Source organism: Candidatus Nitrospira bockiana (assembly GCF_965152565.1).
In genome coordinates this window covers 2,100,062-2,123,846 of record NZ_OZ224215.1, presented here as the reverse complement: position 1 = coordinate 2,123,846, position 23,785 = coordinate 2,100,062, and the positions used below count along the sequence as shown (strand labels likewise).

Genomic DNA, 23,785 nt, shown 5'->3' with positions numbered 1-23,785 from the left:
TTAGGATCCGGTGGCGAGTCCCAACGCCGATTGGGAGCAGACGTCCAACTCGGCTCCCGGAGGGCCGGGCCGCCGTGCGACGCGATCGAGGAGGCGGCCGAGCTGTTCGATGAGCGGCGGAAGCGTGTCCGGTCGCAGCGCGGAAATCGCGATGGCTTGATAGCGGCGGCACAGCAGCTCGAGGGCATCCGGTTGGAGCCGGTCCATCTTGTTCAAGACCAGGAGACGTGGGATACGATCCAATCCCAACTCGGAAAGGGTCGACTCCACTGCGCGGATCTGCCCCTCGAGGTCTCGAGAACTCGCATCGGCCACATGGAGCAGGAGATCGGCGTCCTCCAGCTCTTCCAGCGTCGTGCGGAACGCGCCAAGGAGATCCTTTGGTAAATCTCGGATGAATCCGACCGTATCGGTAATGATGACGTCACGGTCTTCCGGAAACCGGAGCCGTCGGCTCGCCGTGTCCAAGGTTTCGAACGGACGATCCTGAGCCGGCACCTCGCTGCCGGTCAGCGCATTGAGCAACGTGGACTTTCCCGCATTGGTATAGCCGACGATGGAGACTACCGGCAACATCCGGCGGGAGCGTCGAGCCCGGCGTTGATCCCGGTGGCGGGCGAAAGCGGCAAGCTCCCGTTCAAGGTGTGTGATTCGATCACGCACCCGCCGCCGATCGGTCTCCAACTTGGTCTCGCCGGGACCGCGCCCCCCGATCCCGCCGCCGAGACGGGACAGCGCGGTGTTGCGGCCGGAGGTGCTGAGACGCGGGAGTAGGTACCGGAGCTGCGCCAGCTCCACCTGGATCTTGCCCTCCCGGCTGTGTGCGCGGCGAGCAAAGATGTCCAGGATGACCTGGGTGCGGTCGACGACCTTCAAATCGGTGATCTCGGCGATGGCGCGGACCTGTGCGGGCGTCAGATCCTGATCGAAGATCAAAAGATCAGCTCCGCGTTGCAGCGCCTTCATCACCACTTCCTTGAGCTTCCCGCTCCCCAGCAGAAACTTCGGGTGAATGACCTTCGGCCGCTGCATCACGGTCTCGAGCACCGTCATACCATCGGAATGGACCAAATCCGCGAGTTCTTCAATACGCTCCTCCTGCAGCATGCGACTTTTCGTGGACACGCTGACGAGGATCGCTGTGGTCTGCCCCGTCCTGACTTCGTGGCTCTGCGCTTCCCGCGCCAGCTCGTCCTCGAGCCCTTCGATGAATCGGTCGCAATCGAGGTGGAACGCATGGAAGGCGGTGGGCGCCAGTACGTCGTACAGCCGGCCCGCGGGGTTCGAGGGAACGATATGGCCGACGTAGATGGTCGCCGGAAGTCCCTGGGCGCCGACGCCGATCGCTGCGATGAGATCCAGGCGAAGGAGCGCGAGGTCCGTGAGGTCATCCTGGGTCAGCGGCTCATCGTGCAGGTGCGTGTGCACGAGCCGAATGCCTCGCAACGACTTCGGTCCGGTCCGATACTTCCACAGATCGTTGAGCACGAGCTCGCGTCCGGTCCCGACGATGACCTGCTCGATCATGCCGCGCCGATTGATGATGAGCCCGATCTGGCAGCGGATCTCATGGGAGAGTTCCGTGCAGGTGCGGGCGAGCTCCGGCGTGATGACTTTGTCCGCCGGGACCCGGCGGCGATACAGGTGCTGGAGCCGGAGGAGTTGGTTCGCTTTCAGCCCGTGGATATTTCCGTGAACGGTTGGAATCTTATCCCCTCCTGGCCGCGGCCGCTGGAGATCGCCGTCGGCGGCCACGCGGCTGCGGCGACGACTCCCCACCGAACGGCATGGCGAGTGACGGCTCCGCTTCGAGCTCCCAGCTCGCAAATCGCCCATCGAGATACGCTTGGCGGCCGGCCGCCGCGATCATCGCCGCGTTGTCGGTGCAGTACCCCGGACGCGGGATGGCAAGCTGGACGCCGAGCTGCTGGGCCCGCGCGGTCAACACGGCGCGGAGGCGGGAATTGGCGGAGACACCGCCGACAACCGCAAGCGCCGGGGTGTTGAATCGCTCAACAGCCTGGAACGCCTTCTCCACGAGCACGTCCACGATCGCTTCCTGGAAACCGGCCGCGATGTCTTCGGCTCGTGGCCGGACCGCCGCCTGATCGAGGTCGCGGAGGTAGTAGAGCAAGGCCGTCTTCAGTCCGCTAAAGCTGAAATCCAATGACCCGCTTTTCAGATAGGCGCGAGGGAACACGACGGCCCGCGGGTCGCCGGACCGGGCCAGGCGATCGATGGCAGGTCCGCCGGGATAAGGCAGGCCGAGCATTTTTGCCGCCTTGTCGAATGCTTCTCCTGCCGCGTCGTCCAGGGTCCTCCCGACCAATCGATGGGAACCTTGGTCGACCATGAGGAACAGGTGGGTATGTCCGCCCGACACGACCAGCACGATGCACGGCGTCGGGAGATGCGGGGATTCGAGCCATGCCGATGCGATATGGCCCTCGAGATGATTGACCGCAAGCAGCGGGAGGCCGCGTGCGTAGGCCAGCGCTTTTCCGAAACTGACCCCCACAAGCAACGCTCCCGCCAAGCCGGGACCGGAAGTCACGGCAACGCCGTCGAGGTCCGGCCAGCCGACGGGGGCGCGCCTCATGGCCTCCGACACAATGGCCTCGATGGTTTCGATGTGACGGCGTGCAGCCAGTTCGGGAACGACGCCGCCATACGGCTGATGGACGTCATGTTGCGATGAAAGGACGCTGGAGACGATCCTCCCCTCGCCGTTGATCACGGCCGCAGCGGTCTCATCACAGGAGGTTTCGATGCCGAGAATGACTGGAAACGACGACATGGAAGGCGTTGACCGTTCCGCGACCGTTCGATTGAACACTCGGTGATGCAATAAAAGCACAACGACCCTCGAGCGCGATCACCCGAGGGTCGTTGCAGGAAGTCATCTCGTTGGAGTAACTGGTCTGGCCTCTTTCGTAAACACCACGCGTGCGGCCGGCCTTTACACCCCGGCCATCGCCTCCGCTTCCACAAACGTCGGGGCGTTGTCTCGCAGCACGACCTTGATCTTCCGTGCGTCTTTGAATCGGCCTCGCAGCAGCTCTTCTGACAACGGATCGCCGATGTTCTTCTGGATCGTGCGCCGCATGGGCCTCGCGCCATAGAGCGGCTGGTACCCTTCCTGGATCAGCCACTGCTTGACGTCGTCGCCGACCTCCAGTTGGACGCCCCGCTCCAGCAACCGGGCGTTCAGCTCCTTGATCAGGATATCGGTGATACTGATCAGATGCTGCTTCTCGAGCGGGTGGAAGACGACGATTTCGTCGATCCGATTCAAGAACTCGGGACTGAACGAGCGGCGCAACTCGGCCAACACGTCGTCCTTGATGCGTCGATCCTGTTCGCTCTGCTCGGCTCGGTGGAACCCGAGCGAGACGCCCTTTTGGATCATCTTGGTCCCAAGGTTGCTGGTCATGATGATGACGGTATTTTTGAAATCGACTTTCCGGCCGAGGCTGTCCGTCAGGACGCCGTCATCCAGCACCTGCAACATGACGTTGAAGATGTCCGGGTGGGCCTTTTCGATCTCATCGAAGAGCACGACCGAATACGGCCGCCTCCGGACACGCTCCGTCAACTGACCGCCCTCCTCGTATCCGACGTAGCCCGGCGGTGCACCGAAGAGTCGCGAGCTCGTAAACTTCTCTTGATACTCCGACATGTCGATCCGGACGAGGGCTTCTTCCGTATTGAAGAGAAACTCGGCGAGCGCCCTCGCCAACTCGGTCTTCCCGACGCCCGTCGGCCCGAGGAAGATGAACGAACCGATCGGCTTCTTGGCATCCTTGAGCCCGGCACGCGACCGCCGAATCGCCCGGCACACCGCCGAAATCGCTTCCTCTTGCCCTACGATCCGCTTGTGGAGGAATTCCTCCATGTTGAGGAGCTTGTTCGACTCCTCCTCCTCGAGTTTGAACAGCGGGATCCCCGTCATCTTCGAAACGACATAGGCGACGTCTTCCTTCGTGATGACCGGGCGATTCTTCTCCTGATTCTTCTTCCACTCCCGCTTCGACTCTTCCAGGAGCTTCCTGAGCCGCTCTTCTTCTTCCCGATACTTCACCGCCTCCTCGAAGTTCTGAAGCGAAATGGCGACCTCTTTCTCGCGGGAGACCTTCTTCAGTTCCTGCTCCAAGGCCTTCAACTCGTTCGGGAGCGCATAGGTTTGCAACTTGGCGCGCGATCCGGTCTCGTCGATCAGATCGATAGCTTTGTCCGGCAGGAACCGGTCCGTGATGTAGCGATCGGAGAGCTTGACCGCTTCCACGATCGCTTCTTCGGTGATCTCCACCCCATGATGCTCTTCATAGCGATCGCGCAAGCCCTGAATGATCCGGACGGTCTCGTCGATGCTCGGCGGCTGGACGTAGATCGGCTGAAAGCGCCGCTTCAGTGCTCCATCCTTTTCGATGTGCTTCCGGTACTCATCCAATGTCGTGGCGCCGATGCACTGAATTTCTCCGCGGGAGAGCGCAGGCTTCAGCATGTTGGACGCGTCGATCGATCCTTCCGCCGCCCCGGCCCCGACGAGCGTGTGCAGCTCATCGATGAAGATGATGATGTTGCCCGCCTGAGCGATCTCCTTCATGACCACCTTGAGACGCTCTTCGAACTGGCCGCGATACTTCGTTCCGGCCACCAACGATCCGAGATCGAGGGCGATGACCCGGCGGGACAGCAGGTTGTCCGGCACTTCGGACTGCACGATCCGCTGGGCAAGTCCCTCGACGATCGCGGTTTTGCCGACCCCGGATTCCCCAATGAGCACGGGATTGTTCTTGGTCCGTCGGCTCAGGATCTGGAGCACACGTTCGATTTCGTCGGCGCGTCCGATGACCGGATCGAGCTGACCTTCTTGGGCCAGTTGGGTGAGATCGCGCCCGAACTCATCGAGCGCCGGGGTGTTGCTCTTCCGGTCCCGTTCGCGAGGAGCGGACTTTCGGAGGAACGTAACGGTAAGTTGCCGCGCGGTGAGCAGATTCGCCCCAAGGCTCCGGAGAATCTTGCCGCCGATCCCCTCTTCTTCGCGCAACAACCCCAGCAGCAGGTGCTCGCCGCCGATGTGGTTGTGCCCCAGCAGGCGGGCTTCCTCGACTCCGTATTCGATGACCTTCTTCACCCGGGGGCTGAATGGAATCTCTCCGAAGGTCATGGTGGTCCCTCCGCTCGGCAGGTTCCGCTCGATTTCGAGCCGGATCTGCTCGGTGGAGAGCCCCATCTTCTTGATGATCATGAGGGCGATGCCGTCCGTTTCACGGAGGATGGCCAAGACCAGATGTTCCGTGCCCAGATAGTCGTTCTGGTGGCGCTCTGCCTCTTCTCTCGCGAGGATGATGATCTTGCGGCCCTTATCCGTGAAGCGTTCGAACATCCTGCCTCCTCTGTGGATTCACGGGTGAGAGAAACGCGGCGGAAGCTCTCGAAAATGTTGCTGTAATTCTATCGACCGTGAAGGGGCGTGTCAAGGCCTGAGCAGCGCGCTGTCGCGGTCTTGTTGACGCATCACGACCTTCATTGACAACAATTCCGGGGTGCCGATAGAATCGCGCTTCCCCGCCATCCAGCCGTCATCTTCCGCGCATCGGGCGTGTTCGAGACAAAGGCCGCAATGAAAACGATCGGCATCCTCACGAAGCCAAAATTTCCCGACGTCAAACCGATCCTCAAAGACCTCGTCGCCTGGCTCCGGGAAGAGGGCAAAGAGGTGGTGCTCGACGGCAAGACCGCGTCGCTGATCGGCGAGAGCTCCGCGCTCCAGAAACCGCAGATGGCCGCGCAAGCCGACCTGCTCGTCGTCCTCGGCGGGGACGGGACCATGTTGAACGCCGCACGACTCGTCGAGGAGCGCGGAATCCCGATCCTCGGCGTCAACATGGGGGGGCTCGGATTTCTGACCGAGGTCAGCGTCGAGCAGTTGTACCCGACGCTCCTGAAAATCTTTGCCGGGCATCATCAGGTGGAAGAACGTCTCATGCTCCGCGCGCGGATCGACCGCCACGGGGAGCACGTGGCGCACGCCGCGGTCCTGAACGATGTCGTCGTGAGCAAGGGAACGCTCGCCCGCATGATTGAAATTCAAATTTCTGTCGACGGGCAGTTCGTGACGCGTCTTCGCGGAGACGGGCTGATCATCGGGACGCCCACCGGTTCAACCGCCTACTCACTGTCGGCCGGCGGTCCCATCATCAATCCTTCGGTACAGGCCTTGATCCTGACGCCGATCTGCCCGCACACGCTGGCGCATCGTCCGCTCGTCATCCCGAGCAACGTGGCGTTGCAAGTCGTGTTGACGGGAAAGGATGAAGGGGCGATGACGACGTTCGATGGGCAGGTCGGCGTCGCGATGGTACAGGGAGATACCGTGACGATTCAGGCCTCGGGGCACCGGACGAGACTCATCCGCTTCCCCGATCATACCTATTACGACGTGTTGAGGCGGAAACTTCGATGGGGCGACGGCGCCCTAGACTGAAACCGATTTCGCCCGATGCCGGCGGATCTGCTGAAGCATCTCCTGATTGGTCGCAAACTTGAACTCGCCGATGCAGCCCTGCGGCTCGGTGCACGCCTTTTCGGCCGCTTCCAACGCCCGCAGCTCATCCACGCCCACCGCCGTCACGTTTCGCTCCTCAAGCAGACGGCGCAAGCGATTCAGCACGCCCTGTACCGCCGTGCGGTCACGAGGAGTCTGCGTACCGAGGTATCGAGTCAGCACTTCGGCGCACCACTCGCCGTCCCGCTTGGCGATGCCAACCAGCCCCTCGCTCGCCTTCCGAGCCCATCCGGTGAGGAACACGCCTTCGACGACCTTTCCGGACGCCTCGTCGTACGCTTGAAACAGCGCGTCGTCGGGATCGTTGCCTGACGCTTTGGGATTCGTCACGAACACGCCGTTCTTATAAGGAAGGCCCACGGTCTCGTCGACGCGATCACCGACGGCGAACACCACGCTGTCGCAGGGAAACTCATAGTACTGCTTGAGCCCCACCGCAGCCGTATCCTGTCCCTTTGGTTCGAGCTTGGTTTCCTCGATCTCCAGGCCGCGCACCCGATTGTTCGCATCGGTCAAGACCCGCTTCGGCGATGCGAGGAACCGGAACCCCATCCGCGTCTGACTGGCTTTCGGTTCGCACTTCGTGAACTCCTCGGTCATCTCCTTGAAAATCTTGTCCGGATCCTGCCCGACCGCTTCGAGTCGCGGCCGGATACGCGCGAACTCTTCCTGCAGGGCGGCCTGATCAATGTTCGCACAGACGGCCCGAATCTCTTTCGGATTGTACTTTCGCTCGAGGGGACCGCGGCGGGCGATCGCGGTGACCTGCTCGACCTGCTTGTAGCGGATGAGCCAGTGCGCGATGTCCACCATGACGTCCCCGACGCCGATGACCGCCACACGGCGGCCCATGTCGAAGGGCCGCTCGCTGAAGCCCGGCAAGCGGTTGAAATGATAGACCACGTCTTTGGCATGATAGACGCCGAGCGCCGAGTCCCCCTCGACCCCGATCGTCTTCGTGCCCTGCGCGCCGGTCGCGAAAACGAGCGCGCTGGCCCCCAGGCTTCGCAACTCTTCAACGGTGAGGTCCCTGCCGTTTCCCACCGTTACATTCCCGAAGTAGTGCACGTTCGGACGCTCGAGGATTTCCCAGTAGGACTTGCGCAGGCCGCCGCGCAGCTTCAGCTTGCTCGGAAAGATTCCGTACTCGGCAAGACCGCCGAACTTGATATCACGATTGAGGATGATGACCTCGTGGCCGGCCTTCGACAACAGATTTGCGACCGACATGCCGGCCGGGCCCGCGCCGACGACGACGACCAAGTGCATGCGCTCTCCGCCACTGTTATTGGACCCGCTCATCATGTCCCTCGCCGTGCTCCTCTTGATTTCTTCTCCAACACACCGTGCAGACCACGCATTTACGCATTACTCCTCAAGAATTCGGCGAATTTAGCACAGGGGTAGGAACCTTGTCAAAACGCGGAAGAGTCGGTAAGGGCGATGTCGTGCGCAGTGTCAGACAACGACGCACGAGACCAGCTGGGGGAGGTTATCCGCCGGCCGACCCCACGGGACCACCCGGTTCCGTCATGCGCCATGGATCCAGCAAGGCAGCAAGGCGGTCTTCCGGCAGCACCTTCTCCGCGCGTGCAACTTCGCGCACTGTTCTACCGGTCCGGAACGCCTCCTTGGCGATTCGTGCGGCGGCATCATAGCCGATCTCCGGCGCGAGCGCCGTACACATGGCGAGACTTTGCTCGATCGATTGACGGCATCGCTCGGCGTCGGCCTTGAGGCCCTCGACGCATCGGCCGGCAAAGTTCTCCGAAGCCGTCGCAAGCAACTCGATCGATTGCAGGAGGTTGTAGGCCATCACCGGCAGCATGACGAGCAACTCGAAGTTACCCGACTGGCCACCGACCGTGATCGTCACATCGTTCCCGATCACCTGGGCGGCGACCATCGTCACCGACTCGGCGATCACCGGGTTCACCTTCCCGGGCATGATCGACGACCCGGGTTGGGTTTCCGGCAACAGCAATTCCCCCAACCCACAGCGAGGTCCGGACCCCAACCACCGGACATCGTTCGCGATCTTCATCAAGCTCACGGCGATCGTCCGAAGATCACCGCTCGCCTGGACCACGGAATCTTGCGCGGATTGCGCTTCGAAATGGTTGACCGCTTCCCGCAAGGGGCAGCCGACCTCTTGGGACACCACGGCGAGAACCCGTCGTGCAAACTCCGGATGCGCGTTCAAGCCGGTGCCCACCGCCGTACCACCCAACGCCACCTCGCTGAGCACGGCCTGCGCATGGCGCGCCCGTTCCACCCCCAACTCGATTTGGCGCGCATAGCCGCCGAACTCCTGCCCAAGCCGCACCGGCGTCGCATCCTGAAGATGCGTGCGGCCGATTTTCACGATGCCGTCGAACTCGCGCGCCTTCTGAAGCAAGGCGCCGTGTAATCGCCTGAGGGCGGGAATGAGCTTCCGCTCGATCAGGTCGACCGCCGCGACATGGATGGCGGTCGGAATGACGTCGTTGCTCGATTGCCCCAGGTTCACGTGGTCGTTGGGATGGACGACCTTGCTGCCACGGGCCCCGCCCAACAATTCCGCCGCACGGTTGGCGATGACTTCGTTCGTGTTCATGTTCGTGGACGTGCCCGACCCCGTCTGAAAAATATCGAGGGGGAACTCGCGATCCCACCGTCCGTCCATCACCTCCCGCGCCGCCGCCATCACCGCGTCGGCGAGCTTGGGATCGAGAAGGCTCAACTCTCCGTTCACCTTGGCCGCCGCCCATTTGATGAGCCCCATGGCGCGAAGGAACGCCCGTGGAAACCGGAGGTCGCTGATCGGAAAGTTCTGGATCGCCCGGGCCGTTTGGACGCCGTAATAGGCATCGGCCGGTACGGCCAGCTCACCCATCGTGTCGCGTTCCAGGCGCACCTGGTGCGTCGGGTTGTCCTTGCGGTCGAGTGGGCGGGCCGACGGGTCGTCAGGTTGGCTCATGTCCTGGAAGCTCCTTGAGGATGATGAGTCCGGCGCAAGGGGTGCCATCTTAGTCGATCTGATTTTCCCGCCGCAAGCCCATCAATGGATTTCAGCCAAGTGCATGGCCGCCCGCTCGGCAGCCTCGGCCCCTTCGTCGGAACGGCCGTAGCGCGCATGCAGAACCGCCTGTTTCAGGTCTTGGATGGCCTGCGCCAGATGCGGGTCTTCTTTCAGGTCGCGTTCAGCGAGATAAGCGTACCGCAACGCGACGGTCGCCTGCTCGGCAAGGCCGTTGGCATCCGCTTGAAGCCCTCGGCTGATCGCCTGGTTCGCATGCTGCAATGCTTCAGCGACATACGGCGGATCATGGAAGGCACAGGCAGCCGCGAGGACGAGCACACTGGAGGCCATCGCGACCCATGCTCGAAGACGGACATCGCGCATCGTGACGAATCTCCTCGCAGCCGTAGAGAACACCCGAGAAAAATAAAACAGATGAGACCGGGGCACCGAGCCGGCTTCATCGTGCCATGCCCCCGGCGAGCGAACAAGCCGTCTCAGCGCGGCAGCTCTTCATCTTCCCCGGCAGCGGTGTTCCGTCTCCCCGTCGGAGGGGCTGCCGATTGTCCGACCCGGACGAGGACCATGCTACAACCCGATGCTCGGCCGTGTACCTCTCTTGACTGGACAGTGCGGAAGGTTATCTCCGTGCAACAAGCGCGGCTTGTCCCCCGACCGACCGCGAGGTATCTTGAGCATACGGCAGTGACCCGGCTCTAGAGTCGGAGAAGGTGCTGAAAGGCTATAAAGGCCATAGAGGTGGAGACGACCCAGATGAGATCAGGTCCAAACCGGTCGTCAGCGGGGCGATGGGGCCGCACAGAGACCCGATGGGCGGCCATCGCGACCGTCTTCGCGCTGCTCGTGATCCTGCCCGGGTGCAATGAGGGGCCGACGCGCAGCATCGAGGCCACGGCTCCGCCGATCGCCCATGCCGCAAGCGCGAGCAATCCGGGAACGTTCCCTGCCAATGAGACCTTCATTTCGGTGGCGAAAGTCGCCCGCGCGTCCGTGGTCAACATCTCGTCTTCGCAAAAGCCGGCGAAGGAAAGCCGCGAGCGCTCCTTCAATCCGTTCTTCGACGACCCGTTCTTTCGGCGGTTCTTCGGAGAGGAATTCGAGCGGCGGTTCCCCGTGCCCCGTGAGCGCCGAGAGCAAGGGTTGGGGTCCGGCGTCATCGTGAGCCCCGACGGGCACATCCTCACGAACAATCACGTCGTCGAACAGGCGGACGAAATCCAAGTCCTGTTGCCCGATAAGCGGACCTTCAAAGCCAAGGTCATCGGCAGCGACCCCAAGACCGACGTCGCGGTCATCAAGATCGACGCGTCGAACCTGCCCGTGCTCCCGTGGGGCGATTCGAGTCAACTGCAGGTGGGCGAGATCGTGCTGGCCGTGGGGAACCCATTCGGGCTGAACCAGACGGTGACGATGGGGATCATCAGCGCGGTCGGACGCGCCAACATGGGCATCGTCGACTACGAGGACTTCATCCAAACCGATGCAGCCATCAATCCCGGGAACTCCGGCGGCGCCCTCGTGAACCTGAAGGGCGAGTTGGTCGGCATCAACACGGCGATCTTCAGCCGGACGGGCGGCAACATGGGCATCGGCTTCGCCATCCCGAGCAACATGGCGAGGAACGTGATGAACAGCCTCATCAAATATGGAAAGGTCGTTCGCGGCTGGCTGGGGGTATCCATCCAGGAGGTCAATCAGGATCTCGCCAAGGAGTTCGGCGCGCCCGATACGAACGGGGCGCTCGTCGCCGACGTCCTGGACGACAGTCCCGCGGCCAAGGCGAAGCTCCAACGAGGGGACATCATCACGGGCTATAACGGGATCAAGATCAACGACCCCGCTCACCTGCGGTCTTTGGTGGCGGATACGGCGCCGGAAACGACCGTGACGCTGACGATCTGGCGTGACAAGCAGTCACGCGAGATCAAGCTCACGGTGGGGGAGCTCCCCAAGGACCTCGCCAAGGCGTCGCGGGGCGGCGGTGAAGGACAGGGCGAGCACGCCCTGGCCGGTGTCACCGTCGAGCCGCTGAGCGATCGGCCCGGGAAGGGCGGCCGCAAGGATACCGGTGTCTCGGTCGTCGAGGTGCAACCGGACACACCGGCCGACCGCGCGGGCTTACGCCCGGGCGACATCATTCGTGAGATCGACCGCAAGCCGGTCCGCACGGTGCAGGATTTCGAGCGGCTGGTCTCACAGTTGAATCCCAAGAGCCGGGTCTTGCTGCTGATCACACGAGGAAACGCGACCGTCTTCTTGAGCATCAATCCTGAATCGTGAGGACCCTGGAGAGCTGAAGGGAACAAGGAGGTGAGGCTTATGGACACGATCGCTGCGCTCTTTAATCTGAACTGGATCGATGCCCTCGTCGTCGCGTTCTTGGCGATGAGCGCCGGCGCGCTGCTGGTCGGGATGTGGCGGCGCTTCACGCAGGGGCCGTCGGAATCGGCCGAGCCGCAGCTCGAGCGGCGGGTGGCATGACCGGCTCGGGGCGGGAGCCTCCCGCCCCGTCCTTTTCGCTCGCCCCGATGCACGTCTTCCGCTCCCCGGCATTCCCGCGATGGATCATTCTCCTATGGACCCGTTAGACCACCCACCTCCTATCGGGTCTCCAGCCTCAGGCATGCGCCGAGACGTCGTCGTCCTGCTGATCCTGCTCCTCCTGCTCGCGGCCGTCGTGTATGCCGCGCTCCGTGACGACTGGGGACATCCCCTGGGCGCGAGCTACACCGGCCCGGAAGTCCAGCCCCGCCCGGTTTCCGCCGGGGGGGAGCTCAGCGCCGACGAACGCGCGACGATCGACGTGTTCGAACAGGCGAGCCGATCGGTCGTGTTCATCGCCAATACCGCCGTCCGGCGGGGGCCGTGGTCGTTGAACCTCTTCGAGGTGCCCCAAGGCTCCGGCTCGGGCTTCATTTGGAACAAGCAGGGGCACGTCGTGACCAATTTCCACGTGATCTACGGCGCCGATGCGATCACCGTCACGCTGGCCGATCGGACCGAATACCGCGCTCGCGTCGTGGGCATCGACCCGGATCACGATCTGGCCGTGCTCCAAATCCGCGCGCCGGAGGACGCGCTGGTGCCGATCCGCATCGGCAGCTCCCGGGATCTACGAGTCGGCCAGAAAGTGCTGGCGATCGGGAACCCTTTCGGTCTGGATCACACGCTCACCACGGGGGTCGTCAGCGCCGTGGGACGCACCATCAAATCCATGACCAATCGAACGATCGACGGCGTGATTCAGACGGACGCGGCGATCAATCCGGGTAACTCCGGCGGCCCGCTGCTCGAAAGCTCCGGCCGCCTCATCGGGATCAACACGCAGATCATGAGCCCGAGCGGCGCCTTCGCCGGGATCGGATTTGCCGTGCCGGTCGACACGATCAATCGGGTGGTGCCGGACCTCATCAAATACGGGAAAGTCATCCGGCCCGGTCTCGGGTTGGCGCTCATACCGGACGAGGTGGCCGCACGGTTAGGAATCAAGGGACTCGTGGTCGCCCGCGTCATTCCCGGCGGCGCGGCGGAAGCGGCCGGCCTCCGCGGGCTTCGGGAAAGCCGGGCGGGCGCCGTGGCCCTTGGCGACGTCATCGTCGCAGTGGACGGGAAACCGATGAGGGAAGCCGACGACCTGTTCACCGCGTTGGACCATCATGCGATCGGCGACAAGGTCGTGGTGGAATTCCTGCGCGACGGTCGCCGCATGCAGGCGACCGTCACGCTGCAGGCGGTGGAATGAGCTACTGAATGGAGACGACGATGCGGCGTGCGTCCTCTTTCGCTTGCTGCGTCCAGGGGAACCGCACGGTGAGCAAACCATGTTTGCACACCGCCGTCGCCCGATTGGTGTCCAGACCCTCGGGCAAGGCGATGGCGCGATGGAACGCCCCATAGCGACGGGCCCAGGCATGTCCGTCGTCGTCCTTCCATTCGTCCTCGCCTTCGTACCGAATATGCAGGACCCCGTCGCGCACGGTTACGTCGAGGCGCTTGGGATCGAGCCCGGGCACATCGACGCGGACGAGGACGCCGTCCTCAGTCTCTTCCAGATCGGACCCGCCGCCCCATCCCCAGTCCCAGCGGAACGGCGACATCAAGAATCGGTCGAACAGCCGATTGATGTCGTCCCGCAAGGTCATCACTTCGCGCGTCTCCACTTGTTTGCGCTTCCACGGAACGATTTCTTTCAATTTGCTCATCAGCTCCATAGGACCTCGTTCACCTCCTTCTCAGACTCGGACACCACCCAGATACTCCGCGAGCCGCTGGAGCACCGGCTGGATGTCCCGTTCATTGAACAGCCCTTTTCGGATTCCGCGCTGCAGCAGGCTGACGGCTTCCCTGGCATGGAAGGCCGCCATCTCCTGGTCCGCCTGCCGCCTGCGCTCCGCAGCCTGCTCGAGGTTCCAGCGAATGTCATGGACGAGACGCTGGGCCTCGGCCTGCAAGGCAGCCCCCTTCGGCGATTCCCGGACGGCTTCCTTCAGCCAATCCTCCACCTGCCAGATCCACTCGGCCGGCGGTGGCGGGAGATGTCCTCGGGGTGAGAGAGATGCCGCAGAGAGGGAGCCCATGACCAGCAGAATCGACATGGTGACGAGCGCGGCGATTCTCATCACGGTCCTCCTCGCAGCTGCCGGCGGCCTCCACGAGCCCGCCGGGATGGTTAGGGTCAGGCAATCGGGATCCGACGAGATTTCGCCTCCTCTTTCTTGGGAAACGTGATCGTCAACATCCCATTCTTGCAGGAAGCGGTGGACCGGCTGGGGTCCACATAGTGAGGCAATTCGAACGAGCAGGAGAACGGCCCGTCTTTGACCTCGTTCACATGCCAGGTCAGGCCGTCACAGTTCCGCTTCCGTTCGCCTCGGATCATCAACGTCTGGTCCTCGATCATCACGTGCATGGCCGCCGGCTCGACCCCCGGTACGGAGACCTGCACGGTGAAATGCTCCCCGTCCTCGTACACATCGCACTCCGGACACCATGCGGTGGACCACGTGTCGACGGCACGAACCGCCTCATCCAGCAGCCGGTCGACCTGGGCATCGAACGGCTCCCGGATCAGGGCCGGCATGTCGGCAGACAATGCCATCGCGCTCACCTCCTTTCCATCGACTGTGGGGCCTTTCTCGAAGACCGCGGGAGACCCGAGCGGCGAGGGATGGCTGGAACGCGGCTGCCATCCCGGATAGCCGGTCATCCCGGTCCACCCGGCACAGCGAGCAAGGCTGGCTATCACCACGACTCTGGCGCGCGATCGACAGCGGAGCCGGAAACCGGCTCACGCCGCCCGTCGGAGAGAGGCCGCCCCAGTCCCCTCGCTCTGGGACGTGGACACGGTGGTGGATTGTGCGGCAAGCGTCCAGCCGCCGATCCCAAGTACGGCCGCCATGCCGAGACAGGCCAACGTCGCGTCGATGATCGAGCTGACCACATCCATCATCGTGCTCACCTCCTTCCAGTCCAGTTGGTCCGTTAATCCGTTTGGCCGTTACTTGGGCGAACGGACAAAACTGATTTAACGGACTCAACGGACCTAACGTCTCAGGCAACCTTCACCTCGATGGCCTTGGGTTTGGCCTTCTCGGATTTCGGAACGTGGATCTGCAAGACCCCGTCCTTGAACTCCGCCGACACCTTCGATTCGTCGATCGAGTCGGGCATCGTGAAGCTCCGCATGAAACGACCATAGGAGCGCTCGACTCGATGGTACCGACGGCCTTTCTCTTCCTTTTCGTATTTCCGCTCTCCTTGCAGGGTCAGCACCCCGTCCTGCAGGGTGATTTTCACGTCGTCCTTTTTCAGACCCGGCAATTCGGCATGAATCACATACTCGGCGTCGGTCTCGGTAATGTCCACGTCCGGAGACCAGTCGGCGACGGTGAGCATCTCCTTCCCGTTCTGCCGACCCCCGAGAGACCGACCGAACAAGCGATTCAGCCGCTCCGACATTTCTTCCAGTTCACGGACAGGATCCCATTTCACCAGATTCATCGTCTCACCTCCTTCCCTCGTTCTCACATCAGGTTCCAACCCGTCAGTATGAACTCACTATCCGTGCCAACAGCTAACCGCACCCCGCCGCAAGGTCAAGAGGAGCGCCCGTCGGCCGGCTGGCAGCGCACCTCTTGACTTTTTTACAGGCGACATTACACAAGCGACCGACAAGCATGGGCGCGCGAGGCCGCGCCTCCCGGGTTCAACCCCTAACGAAAGGAGGGACATATGAGGAACGTCATGAGTGTCCTGTGCGCACTGTCCCTGCTCGTTGGCGGGACGGTGTGGATGCCGATGACGTCGGACGCCGCACCCTGGATTTCGGGCGCCGAAACCTATGCCGCGGGCTGGGTGAAAGACATCGAACAGGAGCTGTTCAAGAAGGAATACCAGACGGTCTTCCTCAACGATCCGCGAGCGCCGCAAGCGTCGGTCCTGTGGCTCCTCAACCGGGCCGCCATGGCGCATGAATCGGGCAACGACGCGTTGGCGTCGGATTTCCTGGGACAGGCGATTCGGGTGCTCGAGGAAGGCGTAAAGAAGAACTACTACACGGACGCTGATGTGCAGCCGATCATCAACTCGATCATGAAACGCGTCCCGACAGCGATGCGCAACACCTGACGGTCGAGAGCGAGGTGAGGCGAATGCTTGCAGTCACATTACTCATCGGCTTGATGGTCTTCACCTGGGCCGCCGCCGTCTGGGCCACCTTCAACGAGGAGACGGACGAGCACGGCGCCGGGTCGGGCGCGTCGAGCCAGAGCTGGAAAGGGTTGAAAGCCGCATGATGATCCGGGCGCGGCCGGCGCCGCGCCCTTTACCCACCCCGTTCCTTCGCGACGTGAACGAGGAACCATGCTCGAAGTCCTGGCATTGGGCGTCATGTTTGCCGCGATGGCCATCGTCGCCCTCGTCCTCTGGCGATTCATCGCGCTGTTCGAATAACGAAGCGCAGAGCGTGCGGCAGCCGGGCCGGCAGCAGCGGGGAGGAACCGATCACCGTTCTTCGATGGGAATGTAAGGCCGGTCGTGCTCGCCCGCATAGATCTGTTCCGGCCGGTAGAGCTTGTTTTCCTTCAATTGCTCGAACCAGTGGGCCAGCCAGCCTGACACCCGGGCCATCGCAAAGATCGGCGTGAAGAACTCGACCTCGATCCCCATCTTGTCGTAGAGGATCCCCGAGTAGAAATCGACGTTGGGATAGACCTTCTTGTCGGCCAGCAGCTCGGCGGCCGCACGCTCCACTTCCAGCGCCACGTCATAGAGCGGGGAGCTCCCGCACTCCTTGAACAATCGTTCGCAGAGACGCTGGAGGATCGTCGCTCGCGGATCCTTGACCTTGTAGACGCGATGGCCGAAGCCCATGATCTTTTCCTTGGCCCGGATCTTCTGCTCGACATAGGCGCGCGCCCGATCCGGCGTCCCGATCTGCTTCAGCATCTCCACCACTTCCTCGTTCGCGCCCCCGTGCAAAGGCCCCTTGAGCGCACCGATCGACGAGGCCACCACCGTGTACGGGTCCGCGAGCGTGGACGCCGTGACCAGCCCGGTAAAGGTGGAGGCATTCATCGTGTGCTCGGCATGGAGGATCAAGCAGACGTCGAGCGTCTCGACCCAGATCTTGGGGGGGATCTTTTCGGTCAACATGTAGAGAAAGTTTTCCGCGAAGCCGAGGTCATCGCGCGGCGGAATGGCGTCGTCGCCCTTCCGCAGCCGGGCATAGGCGGCGATGATGGAGGGCAATTTCGCAATCAGGCGGACCGCCGACCAGTAGTTGTTGTCGACGTCCTTCACGTTCCGGCCGGGATAGAACATGCCGAGCGCCGCGACCGCCGCTTGCAACGCGTCCATGGGATGCCCGTGTTCGGGAAGGCATTTGATCAGATCGATGATCCGATACTTGACGCGACGATGGTAGGTGATGTCGTTGATGAACGCGACGAGCTGCGCGTGCGTGGGGAGGCGACCGAACAGGAGCAGATAGCACACCTCCAGGAATGAAGACTTGGCGGACAGCTCCTCGATACGAATCCCACGGTACTCAAGGACCCCCCGCTGGCCGTCGACGTCGCTGACACCCGACATGGCCGCCGGCACACCGGCCAGCCCCGGCATGAAATCGTGTGGCATGGCGCTCCTGCTCGAATCCATACTATGGGGCGGACGGCGTTCGGTCAAGGCGGGCAGTTGCGAAGCCGGACGTGCTTGGGCATACTACGGTCCTCGTCCCCACGATCATGCCGCGCATCGTCTCGTTCATGCTGGTTCTCGGCGGGGCCGTTCTGCTCGCGGGCTTGATGCTGCCTCGCTCCCAGGATCGGCCTGGCTTCGCACCGGAGGCGGGACCGAGCCTGCTGCCCGGCAACGCGGTCGTTGGAAGGAGCGCGCTCAGCCACGGGGGCCCGGGAACGCCTCCCAAGGAGCGTCGGTCCCTCTTCCGTGTCGGCCAAGAAGTCGAGCTCGCCGGCGACGAGGGGAACGGCGCCGTCGTGCTCGTCGACTCGGCGCCCTTCTTGCCGAACGGAGAGCGGGCGGTGAAAATCGTCGTACCGCCGGGCACGGTGGGACTGATTCGTGCCGTGGAGCAGGTCGGTGAGGAACCCGCGCAGAGGCGCCCGTACTACCAGGTCGCCTTGAAGGATGGGCGGGTCGGATGGCTTCCGGAAGCGTCACTCCGCAGACGGCACTGACGCCATACGGCGAGGGTAGCGGCGGATATGGGGAACCCCGGGGCACTCACCAGGCGGCTCGCCGTGGCGACGCTCCTCGTCTCGGCGATGCTCTGGCAGCCGACCCACGCCGCCGATGAAGTGCTGTTCGCCGTCGTCACGAAGATCTCCAAAGACAAGCGGACGGTCACGGCCCAAGCGATCGCGGGCGGGACGGTGGCGGAAGTCACGCTGATCCCGACGGACACGATCATGGACAATCCGATCTGGAGAAAACTCGAAGTCTGCCACTCGCTGAAGGCCGACGCGGTCAAGGTCCCGGAGGGCTACCAAATCACCTCGATCCGGATGTTGGACGCCGGGATGTTGCCGATGTCCTTGCAAGGAATCGCGGGAGACTGTCTGTTGCGCAAGGCCCTGGAGTTTGCGCCCTTGGTGGACTAAGGAAGGACAGTGATGAGTGTTGAGTGATGAATGATGAATGAAAAAACTCGATCATCCCCTATTCATCGCTCAGCACTCATCACTCAGCATTCGTTTTACCGGCACTCCAAACACGTGGTGGGTTCAGGGTCCGCCTGCGCCTCTTCGGCAGTCAGCGGAAAGTGTTGCTCGCAGGTCTGGCAGATCCGAATCTCAAAATAGGCGACGCCCTTGTCATCGATCTCCGTCGGCAGCAGCAACTCGCCCGGATCGTACCCGATCGCGACGTCGTCGGGGAACTTCACGACGGCCAGCCGCTCGTTGAAGAGCTGGAAGGCGGCTTCCTGCCCGTGGCGTTCGGGAATGTGCCCCAGAACGAACACCGGCTGCCCCTTGCGCTTCGTCCGGAGCTGTTTCAGCGTACGTGCCTTCGCCGTCGCACAGGCAAACTCGCCCGTAGAGCTGGTACCGGCGGTCAACATGGTGCTCGCCCCAATGTCCTCATGCCAAGCATTACTAACACGCTGAAAAAATCGGCGTCAAGGCAAGGTCCTTCGGCACGGAGTCACTATGGCAACCATCAAGATCTACCAGAAGCCGACCTGCAGCACGTGTCGGCAAACGCTTCGTCTGATCGAGGAGAGCGGACAACCGTTCGAGGCCGTCAACTATTACGACACGCCGTTCACCAAGACCAAGCTCAAGAAGGTGCTCGAGAAGGCCGGCTTGCGCCCGCGGGACGCGCTTCGAACCAAAGAGGACATCTACAAGACCCTGGGATTGGCGAAGAAGGAGCTCAGCGACGATCAGCTCCTCGATCTGATGATCGCACACCCGGACTTGATCCAGCGCCCGCTCGTCGAGAAGGGCGAGAAGGCGGTCCTCGCACGGCCCGCCGAAACCGTCAAAGGGCTTCTCTGAACGGCTTCTCTAAACGGGAACGTCCGCGCGGGATGGTCTTGACCGGGCGCCCGCGGGATAGGTTCAGCGGCGCTCCGTCATCACCACTTTGCCCGTTCGCCGGTCGATGGCGACCGCCACCGCCCCTTCAAGGACCTTGAGCAGTACGTCTCCGGCCAGCTTCCGCCGCCACCCCTGTAAAATCGGCAGATCGAGCGCCCGGGCCCGCTCTTTGGCATCGACCAACGCCTGCAGATCGGAGGCGCTCGCGAGCAGGCTGGGAGCGATCTCCTCTTCCAGCGCCACGGCTTTCAAGACCGCCTGCAGCAGATCGACCTGCCCCGCGGCTTCCGGCTCCGGCCGGCGTGCTTTGGGAACCTCGGGCCATTCATGCTCGGGAACGTGGAGACCCAGCCGGATCGCCGCGAGCAACGCCTCACCGTTGCGCTCGACCTCCGAGGGGTGGAGGCCGCGCGTCGCCCTCAAGGCCGACACCGTCGTCGGCGCCTGTCTGGCCAGCTCCAGCAACACCTCGTCGCGAATGATGCGTCCCCGCGGCACGTTTCGGCGCCTGGCCTCCTCTTCCCGCCAGGCCACGAGCTCGCGCAATACGGCCGCAGCCCGCGGCTTCAGACCTTCCCAGCCGCGGATCCGTTGGTAGCGGTGGCGCGGCTCTCGCGCCTGGGTCAGCTTGCTCCCCAACCGATCGAACTCTTCCTGGACCCATTCGGCCCGCCCCAACGCATGCAGCCGCTTGCGGAGATGTTCATGGACCGGCAGCAGATACTGTACATCCTCGAGGGCGTACGCAATCTGTTCCTGACTCAAGGGCCGGAGGCTCCAGTTCGTGAACGTGTGGGCCTTGGCCAGTTTGACGCCCACCACGCGCTGCACGAGCTGCCCGTACGCGACCTGGGTCCCGTATCCGACCATCGCCGCCGCCACTTGCGTATCGAAGATCCGTCGGGGGATCGACCCCGTATGGGTGAAGAACAATTCGAGATCCTGACGGCCGGCGTGGAAGACTTTCTCGATGCGAGCGTCCGCCAGAATGTCGGCGAGCGGCTCCAAGGAGCCGACGGCAGGAAAATCGATCACCGCGGAAAGCGACCCCGCGGAGACCTGGATGAGTTCCAGCTTGGGGACGAAGCTGTCCTCCCCCACGAACTCGGTATCGAGCGCCACCCGGTCGTGCTCTTTGAGGCGTTCGGCGAGGTCTCGGAAGCCCTGCGTGTCCTCGATGTATGCCGGGGGGGCATGCTTGCGCACAGAGGCTCTACTCCGAAGGTGAGTATGCGCCGGGATTGACCGGGGGCTCGGTATTGCTCAGGCTCAGATGTTCCTTGAGAAACTGATAGGCTTCGATGATGCGCCGCAGCTCCGGCTCGGAGCTCCGGTCCCCGCTTCGGGCATCCGGATGGAGCTGCTTGGCGCGCTCCCGAAAGGCCCGCGTGACCACCGCCAATGAGCTGCCGTATTCGAGACCGAGCGCGGCAAAGGCATCGGTCGCATTGGTAATGTCCCCCCGAGCCCCGGGCAGGTCGCCCCAGCCGCCGCCGGCGGCCGCCTTGAAGAAGTCCGCCATGTTGATCCGGCGGCGTCGGCGGCGCGGGCGCTGTCGCACCTCACTGTCGAACTCCTCGAAGCGGTCTTCCATGAACTCCAACCGCGAGTCCAAGCGTTGGGCCGTCGCCAGATCCGCCACGTGGGCGAGCTCCTCTTCGATCAGCGTCAATGAGCGGTCGATCTCCGCCAAGCCCTCTTCGATGCGAAAGTAACTGTCCACGCGATCTTCCATCATCGAGTCCATCGCGACGTCCAGACAGTCCTCGGTTCGCGCCCGAAGCTCCACGATCCGTTTCCGCATCCCTGCCTGGAACTTGGCGTAGGCTTTGGCGTTGAAGGGCATGATCGGGCTGGTCCTTCCAAACCAGTTCCAGCGCGGCATTTTAGCACAACCGGGCGCCGCCGACAGTAGCCGGAACCCGCAACCCCCTGTCGTTGTCGCGTCCACTCCCCTATGGTAGGCTCGCCGGTGAGGGTGCCCCAACAGACTCGGCCGGGGCCGAGACAGGCAGGGACCGGTCGATCCATTGAAATAACCTCAGCGATGACAGGGACGATGGCGCACGACGCCGCGCACGACGATGCTAGGGGTGGAGCAACACTGTGGAGCAACACGAAGGAGGCGACATGCGGCGAGCAGCATGGTGGTCGATATCCGGGTCCATTCTCTTGGCAGCCTCGGCCTACGCCGCGGACCCATCTGGGTATGGGCAGCCCGGTGGCGAGTTCGATATCAAGATTCCACGCGTCCCCTCGTCGGAGCTGGCGGCCGCGAAGACCTTGAAACCTCCCTTTCAGCCCACCCCGGAGATCCTTGCCGAGGGAAAGGCGATTTTCCTCGGGCGCGGGACCTGCTTTCAGTGTCATGGCCCGGAAGGGAAAGGCGACGGCGGCGCGGCCAAAGTGCTCCCGATCCAGCCGCGAAACTTCACCAATCCGAATTTCAAGAAATATCGAACCCCGGGCGAGCTCATGTGGGTGCTCAAGAACGGAAGCTTGGGACAGTCCGGCAGAGTGCCGGGTACCGGGATGCTGCCGATCGTCGGGCAGTTCTTGAGCGAGGAAGACGGCTGGAAGGTGCTGCTCTACGAGTTGAGCCTGGGAGATTCGGCGGGCGGAACGTCGGCCGGCGGGAACGGAATGAAATGAGGACGGAGTCTTGAGCGCCTCGGGCGCCTCAGTGACTCACCTCTCCCGTGGCGTCGTTTCGCGTGCGGCGGGCAACCCCGGTCTTCCAAGCTGCCCGCGCCACCGCGGCGGCGACGGTCGGCACGACCTGGACGTCGAACAGGCTCGGCACGATATAGTCCTCGCTCAGCGTGGCGCGGGGAATGAGATCGGCGATGGCTTCGGCAGCGGCGAGTTTCATGGCCTCGTTGATTTCACGGGCCTCCACGTCCAGCGCGCCGCGGAACATGCCGGGGAAGGCCAGCGCGTTGTTGATCTGGTTGGGATAGTCGGACCGGCCCGTGGCAAAGATCCGGGCATGGGCGAGCCCTTGGGCGGGAGGAATCTCAGGATCGGGGTTGGCCATCGCGAAGACGATCCGATCGGGAGCCATCAGGTCGAGATCCGCCGGCGTCAGCACGTTCCCGACCGAGAGCCCGATGAACACGTCCGCGCCCCTGAGCGCGTCCTGTAGCGTCCCTTTCGGCCTTTCGTGCTCGATGCAGGAGCCCAGGCGGTCTCGGCAGGTCCGCAGCCGGTCGGGCTCGCCGGAAAGCACGATGCCTTGGCGGCTCACCCCGACCAGTTGGGAGACGCCGGCCGCCAGGAGGATTTGACAACAGGTCAGCCCGGCGGCTCCAAGACCGTTGACGACGACCCGGACGCTCTCGATCCGTTTCTCGACCACCTTCAACGCATTCCTGAGCGCGGCGAGAATCACGACCGCGGTGCCGTGCTGGTCGTCGTGCATCACGGGAACATCCAGGCTCGCTTTGAGACGGTCTTCGATCTCGAAGCAGCGGGGCGCGCTGATGTCCTCGAGGTTGATCCCCCCGAAGCTCGGGGCAATCCCTTGAACGATACGGACGATCTCGTCCGTGTCCTGAGTGGCCAGACAAATCGGCCAGGCGTCGATGCCCGCGAGCTCCTTGAACAGCATCGCCTTGCCTTCCATCACGGGCAGCGCCGCATAGGGCCCGAGGTTCCCCAGCCCCAACACCGCCGATCCATCCGTCACGATCGCCACGCTGTTTCCTTTGGTGGTGAAGACCGACGCCTTGTGGCGATCCTTGGCGATGGCCTCGGCCACCCGGCCGACGCCGGGTGTGTAGACCATCGACAGGACGTTTCTCGTTTTCAACGGCAGCTTGCTCTCGACTCGAATCTTGCCGCCCATGTGCAGGAGAAAGATGCGGTCGGAGACGGAGACGACCGTGACGTCGTCGAGTGCGTTCAGCCGGGCCACGACCCGGGCGCCGTGCTCTTCGCTCTGCACGTCGAAGGTCACATCCCGGACCATCGTGTCCGGCGAGGCCGAGACGATGTCGACGGCTCCGAGGTTGGCGCCCTCTTCCGCCAATGCCGTCGCCACGCGAGCAAACATGCCGGGCCGATTGGCCAGTTGCAGCCTGACGGTCAAGCGATAGTTCGAGAAGGTCGGATCTTCGGACATAGCCCGGG

Annotated in this window: 26 protein-coding genes; 10 read left to right on the top strand and 16 right to left on the bottom strand. The window is 63.1% G+C overall.

What is annotated here, in order from left to right:
* The 3 genes from hflX to ACWHYV_RS10350 all read right to left on the bottom strand — a co-directional run bounded on the left by hflX (position 1) and on the right by ACWHYV_RS10350 (position 5,389).
* Complete coding sequence (gene hflX, locus ACWHYV_RS10360; protein WP_447980562.1) at positions 1-1,779, bottom strand: GTPase HflX; 1,779 nt, start codon at positions 1,777-1,779, stop codon at positions 1-3.
* Positions 1,709-2,797, bottom strand: coding sequence for a tRNA (adenosine(37)-N6)-threonylcarbamoyltransferase complex transferase subunit TsaD (gene tsaD / locus ACWHYV_RS10355; protein WP_447980561.1), 1,089 nt, complete (start codon positions 2,795-2,797; stop codon positions 1,709-1,711). The genes hflX and tsaD overlap by 71 nt, the downstream gene beginning before the upstream one ends.
* 162 nt (positions 2,798-2,959) lie before the next feature.
* The gene (locus tag ACWHYV_RS10350) at positions 2,960-5,389 is read right to left on the bottom strand and encodes an ATP-dependent Clp protease ATP-binding subunit (protein WP_447980560.1); all 2,430 of its coding nucleotides are present in this window, start codon (positions 5,387-5,389) and stop codon (positions 2,960-2,962) included.
* Between the two features lie 237 nt (positions 5,390-5,626).
* On the opposite strand from ACWHYV_RS10350, the gene ACWHYV_RS10345 reads away from it, so the two are divergent.
* Entirely contained in the window at positions 5,627-6,490 is an 864-nt protein-coding gene (locus ACWHYV_RS10345) for an NAD(+)/NADH kinase (protein WP_447980559.1), read from the top strand.
* Here the strand turns inward: ACWHYV_RS10345 and ACWHYV_RS10340 are convergent.
* The 3 genes from ACWHYV_RS10340 to smbP all read right to left on the bottom strand — a co-directional run bounded on the left by ACWHYV_RS10340 (position 6,482) and on the right by smbP (position 9,956).
* Positions 6,482-7,840, bottom strand: coding sequence for an FAD-dependent oxidoreductase (locus ACWHYV_RS10340; protein ID WP_447980558.1), 1,359 nt, complete (start codon positions 7,838-7,840; stop codon positions 6,482-6,484). The two genes, ACWHYV_RS10345 and ACWHYV_RS10340, sit on opposite strands and share 9 nt — an antisense overlap.
* A 223-nt stretch (positions 7,841-8,063) precedes the next feature.
* Complete coding sequence (locus tag ACWHYV_RS10335; RefSeq protein WP_447980712.1) at positions 8,064-9,446, bottom strand: class II fumarate hydratase; 1,383 nt, start codon at positions 9,444-9,446, stop codon at positions 8,064-8,066.
* A 165-nt stretch (positions 9,447-9,611) separates the two neighbouring features.
* The gene (smbP, locus tag ACWHYV_RS10330) at positions 9,612-9,956 is read right to left on the bottom strand and encodes a small metal-binding protein SmbP (protein WP_447980557.1); all 345 of its coding nucleotides are present in this window, start codon (positions 9,954-9,956) and stop codon (positions 9,612-9,614) included.
* A 390-nt stretch (positions 9,957-10,346) separates the two neighbouring features.
* Between smbP and ACWHYV_RS10325 the strand changes: the two genes are divergently transcribed.
* From ACWHYV_RS10325 to ACWHYV_RS10315, 3 genes are all read left to right on the top strand, one after another.
* A complete protein-coding gene (locus ACWHYV_RS10325) occupies positions 10,347-11,873 on the top strand; it encodes a DegQ family serine endoprotease (protein ID WP_447980556.1) in 1,527 nt (508 codons plus the stop codon).
* A gap of 39 nt (positions 11,874-11,912) precedes the next feature.
* Positions 11,913-12,074 (top strand): hypothetical protein, encoded by a 162-nt coding sequence (locus ACWHYV_RS10320; RefSeq protein WP_447980555.1) that lies wholly within the window; start codon positions 11,913-11,915, stop codon positions 12,072-12,074.
* 142 nt (positions 12,075-12,216) lie between these two features.
* Positions 12,217-13,335, top strand: coding sequence for a S1C family serine protease (locus tag ACWHYV_RS10315; RefSeq protein ID WP_447980554.1), 1,119 nt, complete (start codon positions 12,217-12,219; stop codon positions 13,333-13,335).
* Position 13,336: 1 nt separating this feature from the next.
* Here ACWHYV_RS10315 and ACWHYV_RS10310 read toward each other — a convergent pair whose 3' ends face one another.
* From ACWHYV_RS10310 to ACWHYV_RS10290, 5 genes are all read right to left on the bottom strand, one after another.
* Positions 13,337-13,804, bottom strand: coding sequence for an Hsp20/alpha crystallin family protein (locus ACWHYV_RS10310; RefSeq protein ID WP_447980553.1), 468 nt, complete (start codon positions 13,802-13,804; stop codon positions 13,337-13,339).
* Between the two features lie 21 nt (positions 13,805-13,825).
* Entirely contained in the window at positions 13,826-14,212 is a 387-nt protein-coding gene (locus ACWHYV_RS10305; RefSeq protein WP_447980552.1) for a hypothetical protein, read from the bottom strand.
* A gap of 56 nt (positions 14,213-14,268) precedes the next feature.
* Positions 14,269-14,691, bottom strand: coding sequence for an Hsp20/alpha crystallin family protein (locus ACWHYV_RS10300; protein ID WP_447980551.1), 423 nt, complete (start codon positions 14,689-14,691; stop codon positions 14,269-14,271).
* Positions 14,692-14,880: 189 nt separating this feature from the next.
* Positions 14,881-15,042 carry a hypothetical protein gene (locus ACWHYV_RS10295; protein ID WP_447980550.1) on the bottom strand — a complete coding sequence of 54 codons (162 nt, stop codon included), beginning with the start codon at positions 15,040-15,042 and terminating at the stop codon, positions 14,881-14,883.
* Between the two features lie 101 nt (positions 15,043-15,143).
* A complete protein-coding gene (locus ACWHYV_RS10290; protein WP_447980549.1) occupies positions 15,144-15,593 on the bottom strand; it encodes an Hsp20/alpha crystallin family protein in 450 nt (149 codons plus the stop codon).
* Positions 15,594-15,824: 231 nt separating this feature from the next.
* Between ACWHYV_RS10290 and ACWHYV_RS10285 the strand changes: the two genes are divergently transcribed.
* Complete coding sequence (locus ACWHYV_RS10285; protein WP_447980548.1) at positions 15,825-16,220, top strand: hypothetical protein; 396 nt, start codon at positions 15,825-15,827, stop codon at positions 16,218-16,220.
* 23 nt (positions 16,221-16,243) lie between these two features.
* Positions 16,244-16,387: a hypothetical protein gene (locus ACWHYV_RS10280; RefSeq protein ID WP_447980547.1), complete on the top strand. Its 144-nt coding sequence runs from the start codon at positions 16,244-16,246 to the stop codon at positions 16,385-16,387.
* Positions 16,388-16,595: 208 nt separating this feature from the next.
* Here ACWHYV_RS10280 and ACWHYV_RS10275 read toward each other — a convergent pair whose 3' ends face one another.
* Positions 16,596-17,729, bottom strand: coding sequence for a citrate synthase (locus tag ACWHYV_RS10275; RefSeq protein ID WP_447980546.1), 1,134 nt, complete (start codon positions 17,727-17,729; stop codon positions 16,596-16,598).
* Between the two features lie 71 nt (positions 17,730-17,800).
* On the opposite strand from ACWHYV_RS10275, the gene ACWHYV_RS10270 reads away from it, so the two are divergent.
* Entirely contained in the window at positions 17,801-18,289 is a 489-nt protein-coding gene (locus ACWHYV_RS10270) for a hypothetical protein (protein WP_447980545.1), read from the top strand.
* 63 nt (positions 18,290-18,352) lie between these two features.
* Positions 18,353-18,712 (top strand): hypothetical protein, encoded by a 360-nt coding sequence (locus ACWHYV_RS10265; RefSeq protein WP_447980544.1) that lies wholly within the window; start codon positions 18,353-18,355, stop codon positions 18,710-18,712.
* A 95-nt stretch (positions 18,713-18,807) separates the two neighbouring features.
* Here the strand turns inward: ACWHYV_RS10265 and ACWHYV_RS10260 are convergent, their stop codons facing one another.
* Positions 18,808-19,173: a hypothetical protein gene (locus ACWHYV_RS10260; RefSeq protein ID WP_447980543.1), complete on the bottom strand. Its 366-nt coding sequence runs from the start codon at positions 19,171-19,173 to the stop codon at positions 18,808-18,810.
* An 88-nt stretch (positions 19,174-19,261) separates the two neighbouring features.
* Between ACWHYV_RS10260 and arsC the strand changes: the two genes are divergently transcribed.
* Positions 19,262-19,612 carry an arsenate reductase (glutaredoxin) gene (arsC, locus tag ACWHYV_RS10255; RefSeq protein ID WP_447980542.1) on the top strand — a complete coding sequence of 117 codons (351 nt, stop codon included), beginning with the start codon at positions 19,262-19,264 and terminating at the stop codon, positions 19,610-19,612.
* Positions 19,613-19,675: 63 nt separating this feature from the next.
* Here arsC and rnd read toward each other — a convergent pair whose 3' ends face one another.
* A complete protein-coding gene (gene rnd, locus ACWHYV_RS10250; protein WP_447980541.1) occupies positions 19,676-20,860 on the bottom strand; it encodes a ribonuclease D in 1,185 nt (394 codons plus the stop codon).
* 7 nt (positions 20,861-20,867) lie between these two features.
* Positions 20,868-21,500, bottom strand: a complete 633-nt coding sequence (locus tag ACWHYV_RS10245) for a J domain-containing protein (protein ID WP_447980540.1) — start codon at positions 21,498-21,500, stop codon at positions 20,868-20,870.
* 284 nt (positions 21,501-21,784) lie between these two features.
* Here ACWHYV_RS10245 and ACWHYV_RS10240 point away from each other — a divergent pair, with 284 nt between their 5' ends.
* Entirely contained in the window at positions 21,785-22,306 is a 522-nt protein-coding gene (locus tag ACWHYV_RS10240) for a c-type cytochrome (RefSeq protein ID WP_447980539.1), read from the top strand.
* Between the two features lie 28 nt (positions 22,307-22,334).
* On the opposite strand, the gene ACWHYV_RS10235 is transcribed toward ACWHYV_RS10240, so the two are convergent.
* Entirely contained in the window at positions 22,335-23,777 is a 1,443-nt protein-coding gene (locus tag ACWHYV_RS10235) for a malic enzyme-like NAD(P)-binding protein (RefSeq protein WP_447980538.1), read from the bottom strand.
* Positions 23,778-23,785: the final 8 nt, after the last annotated feature.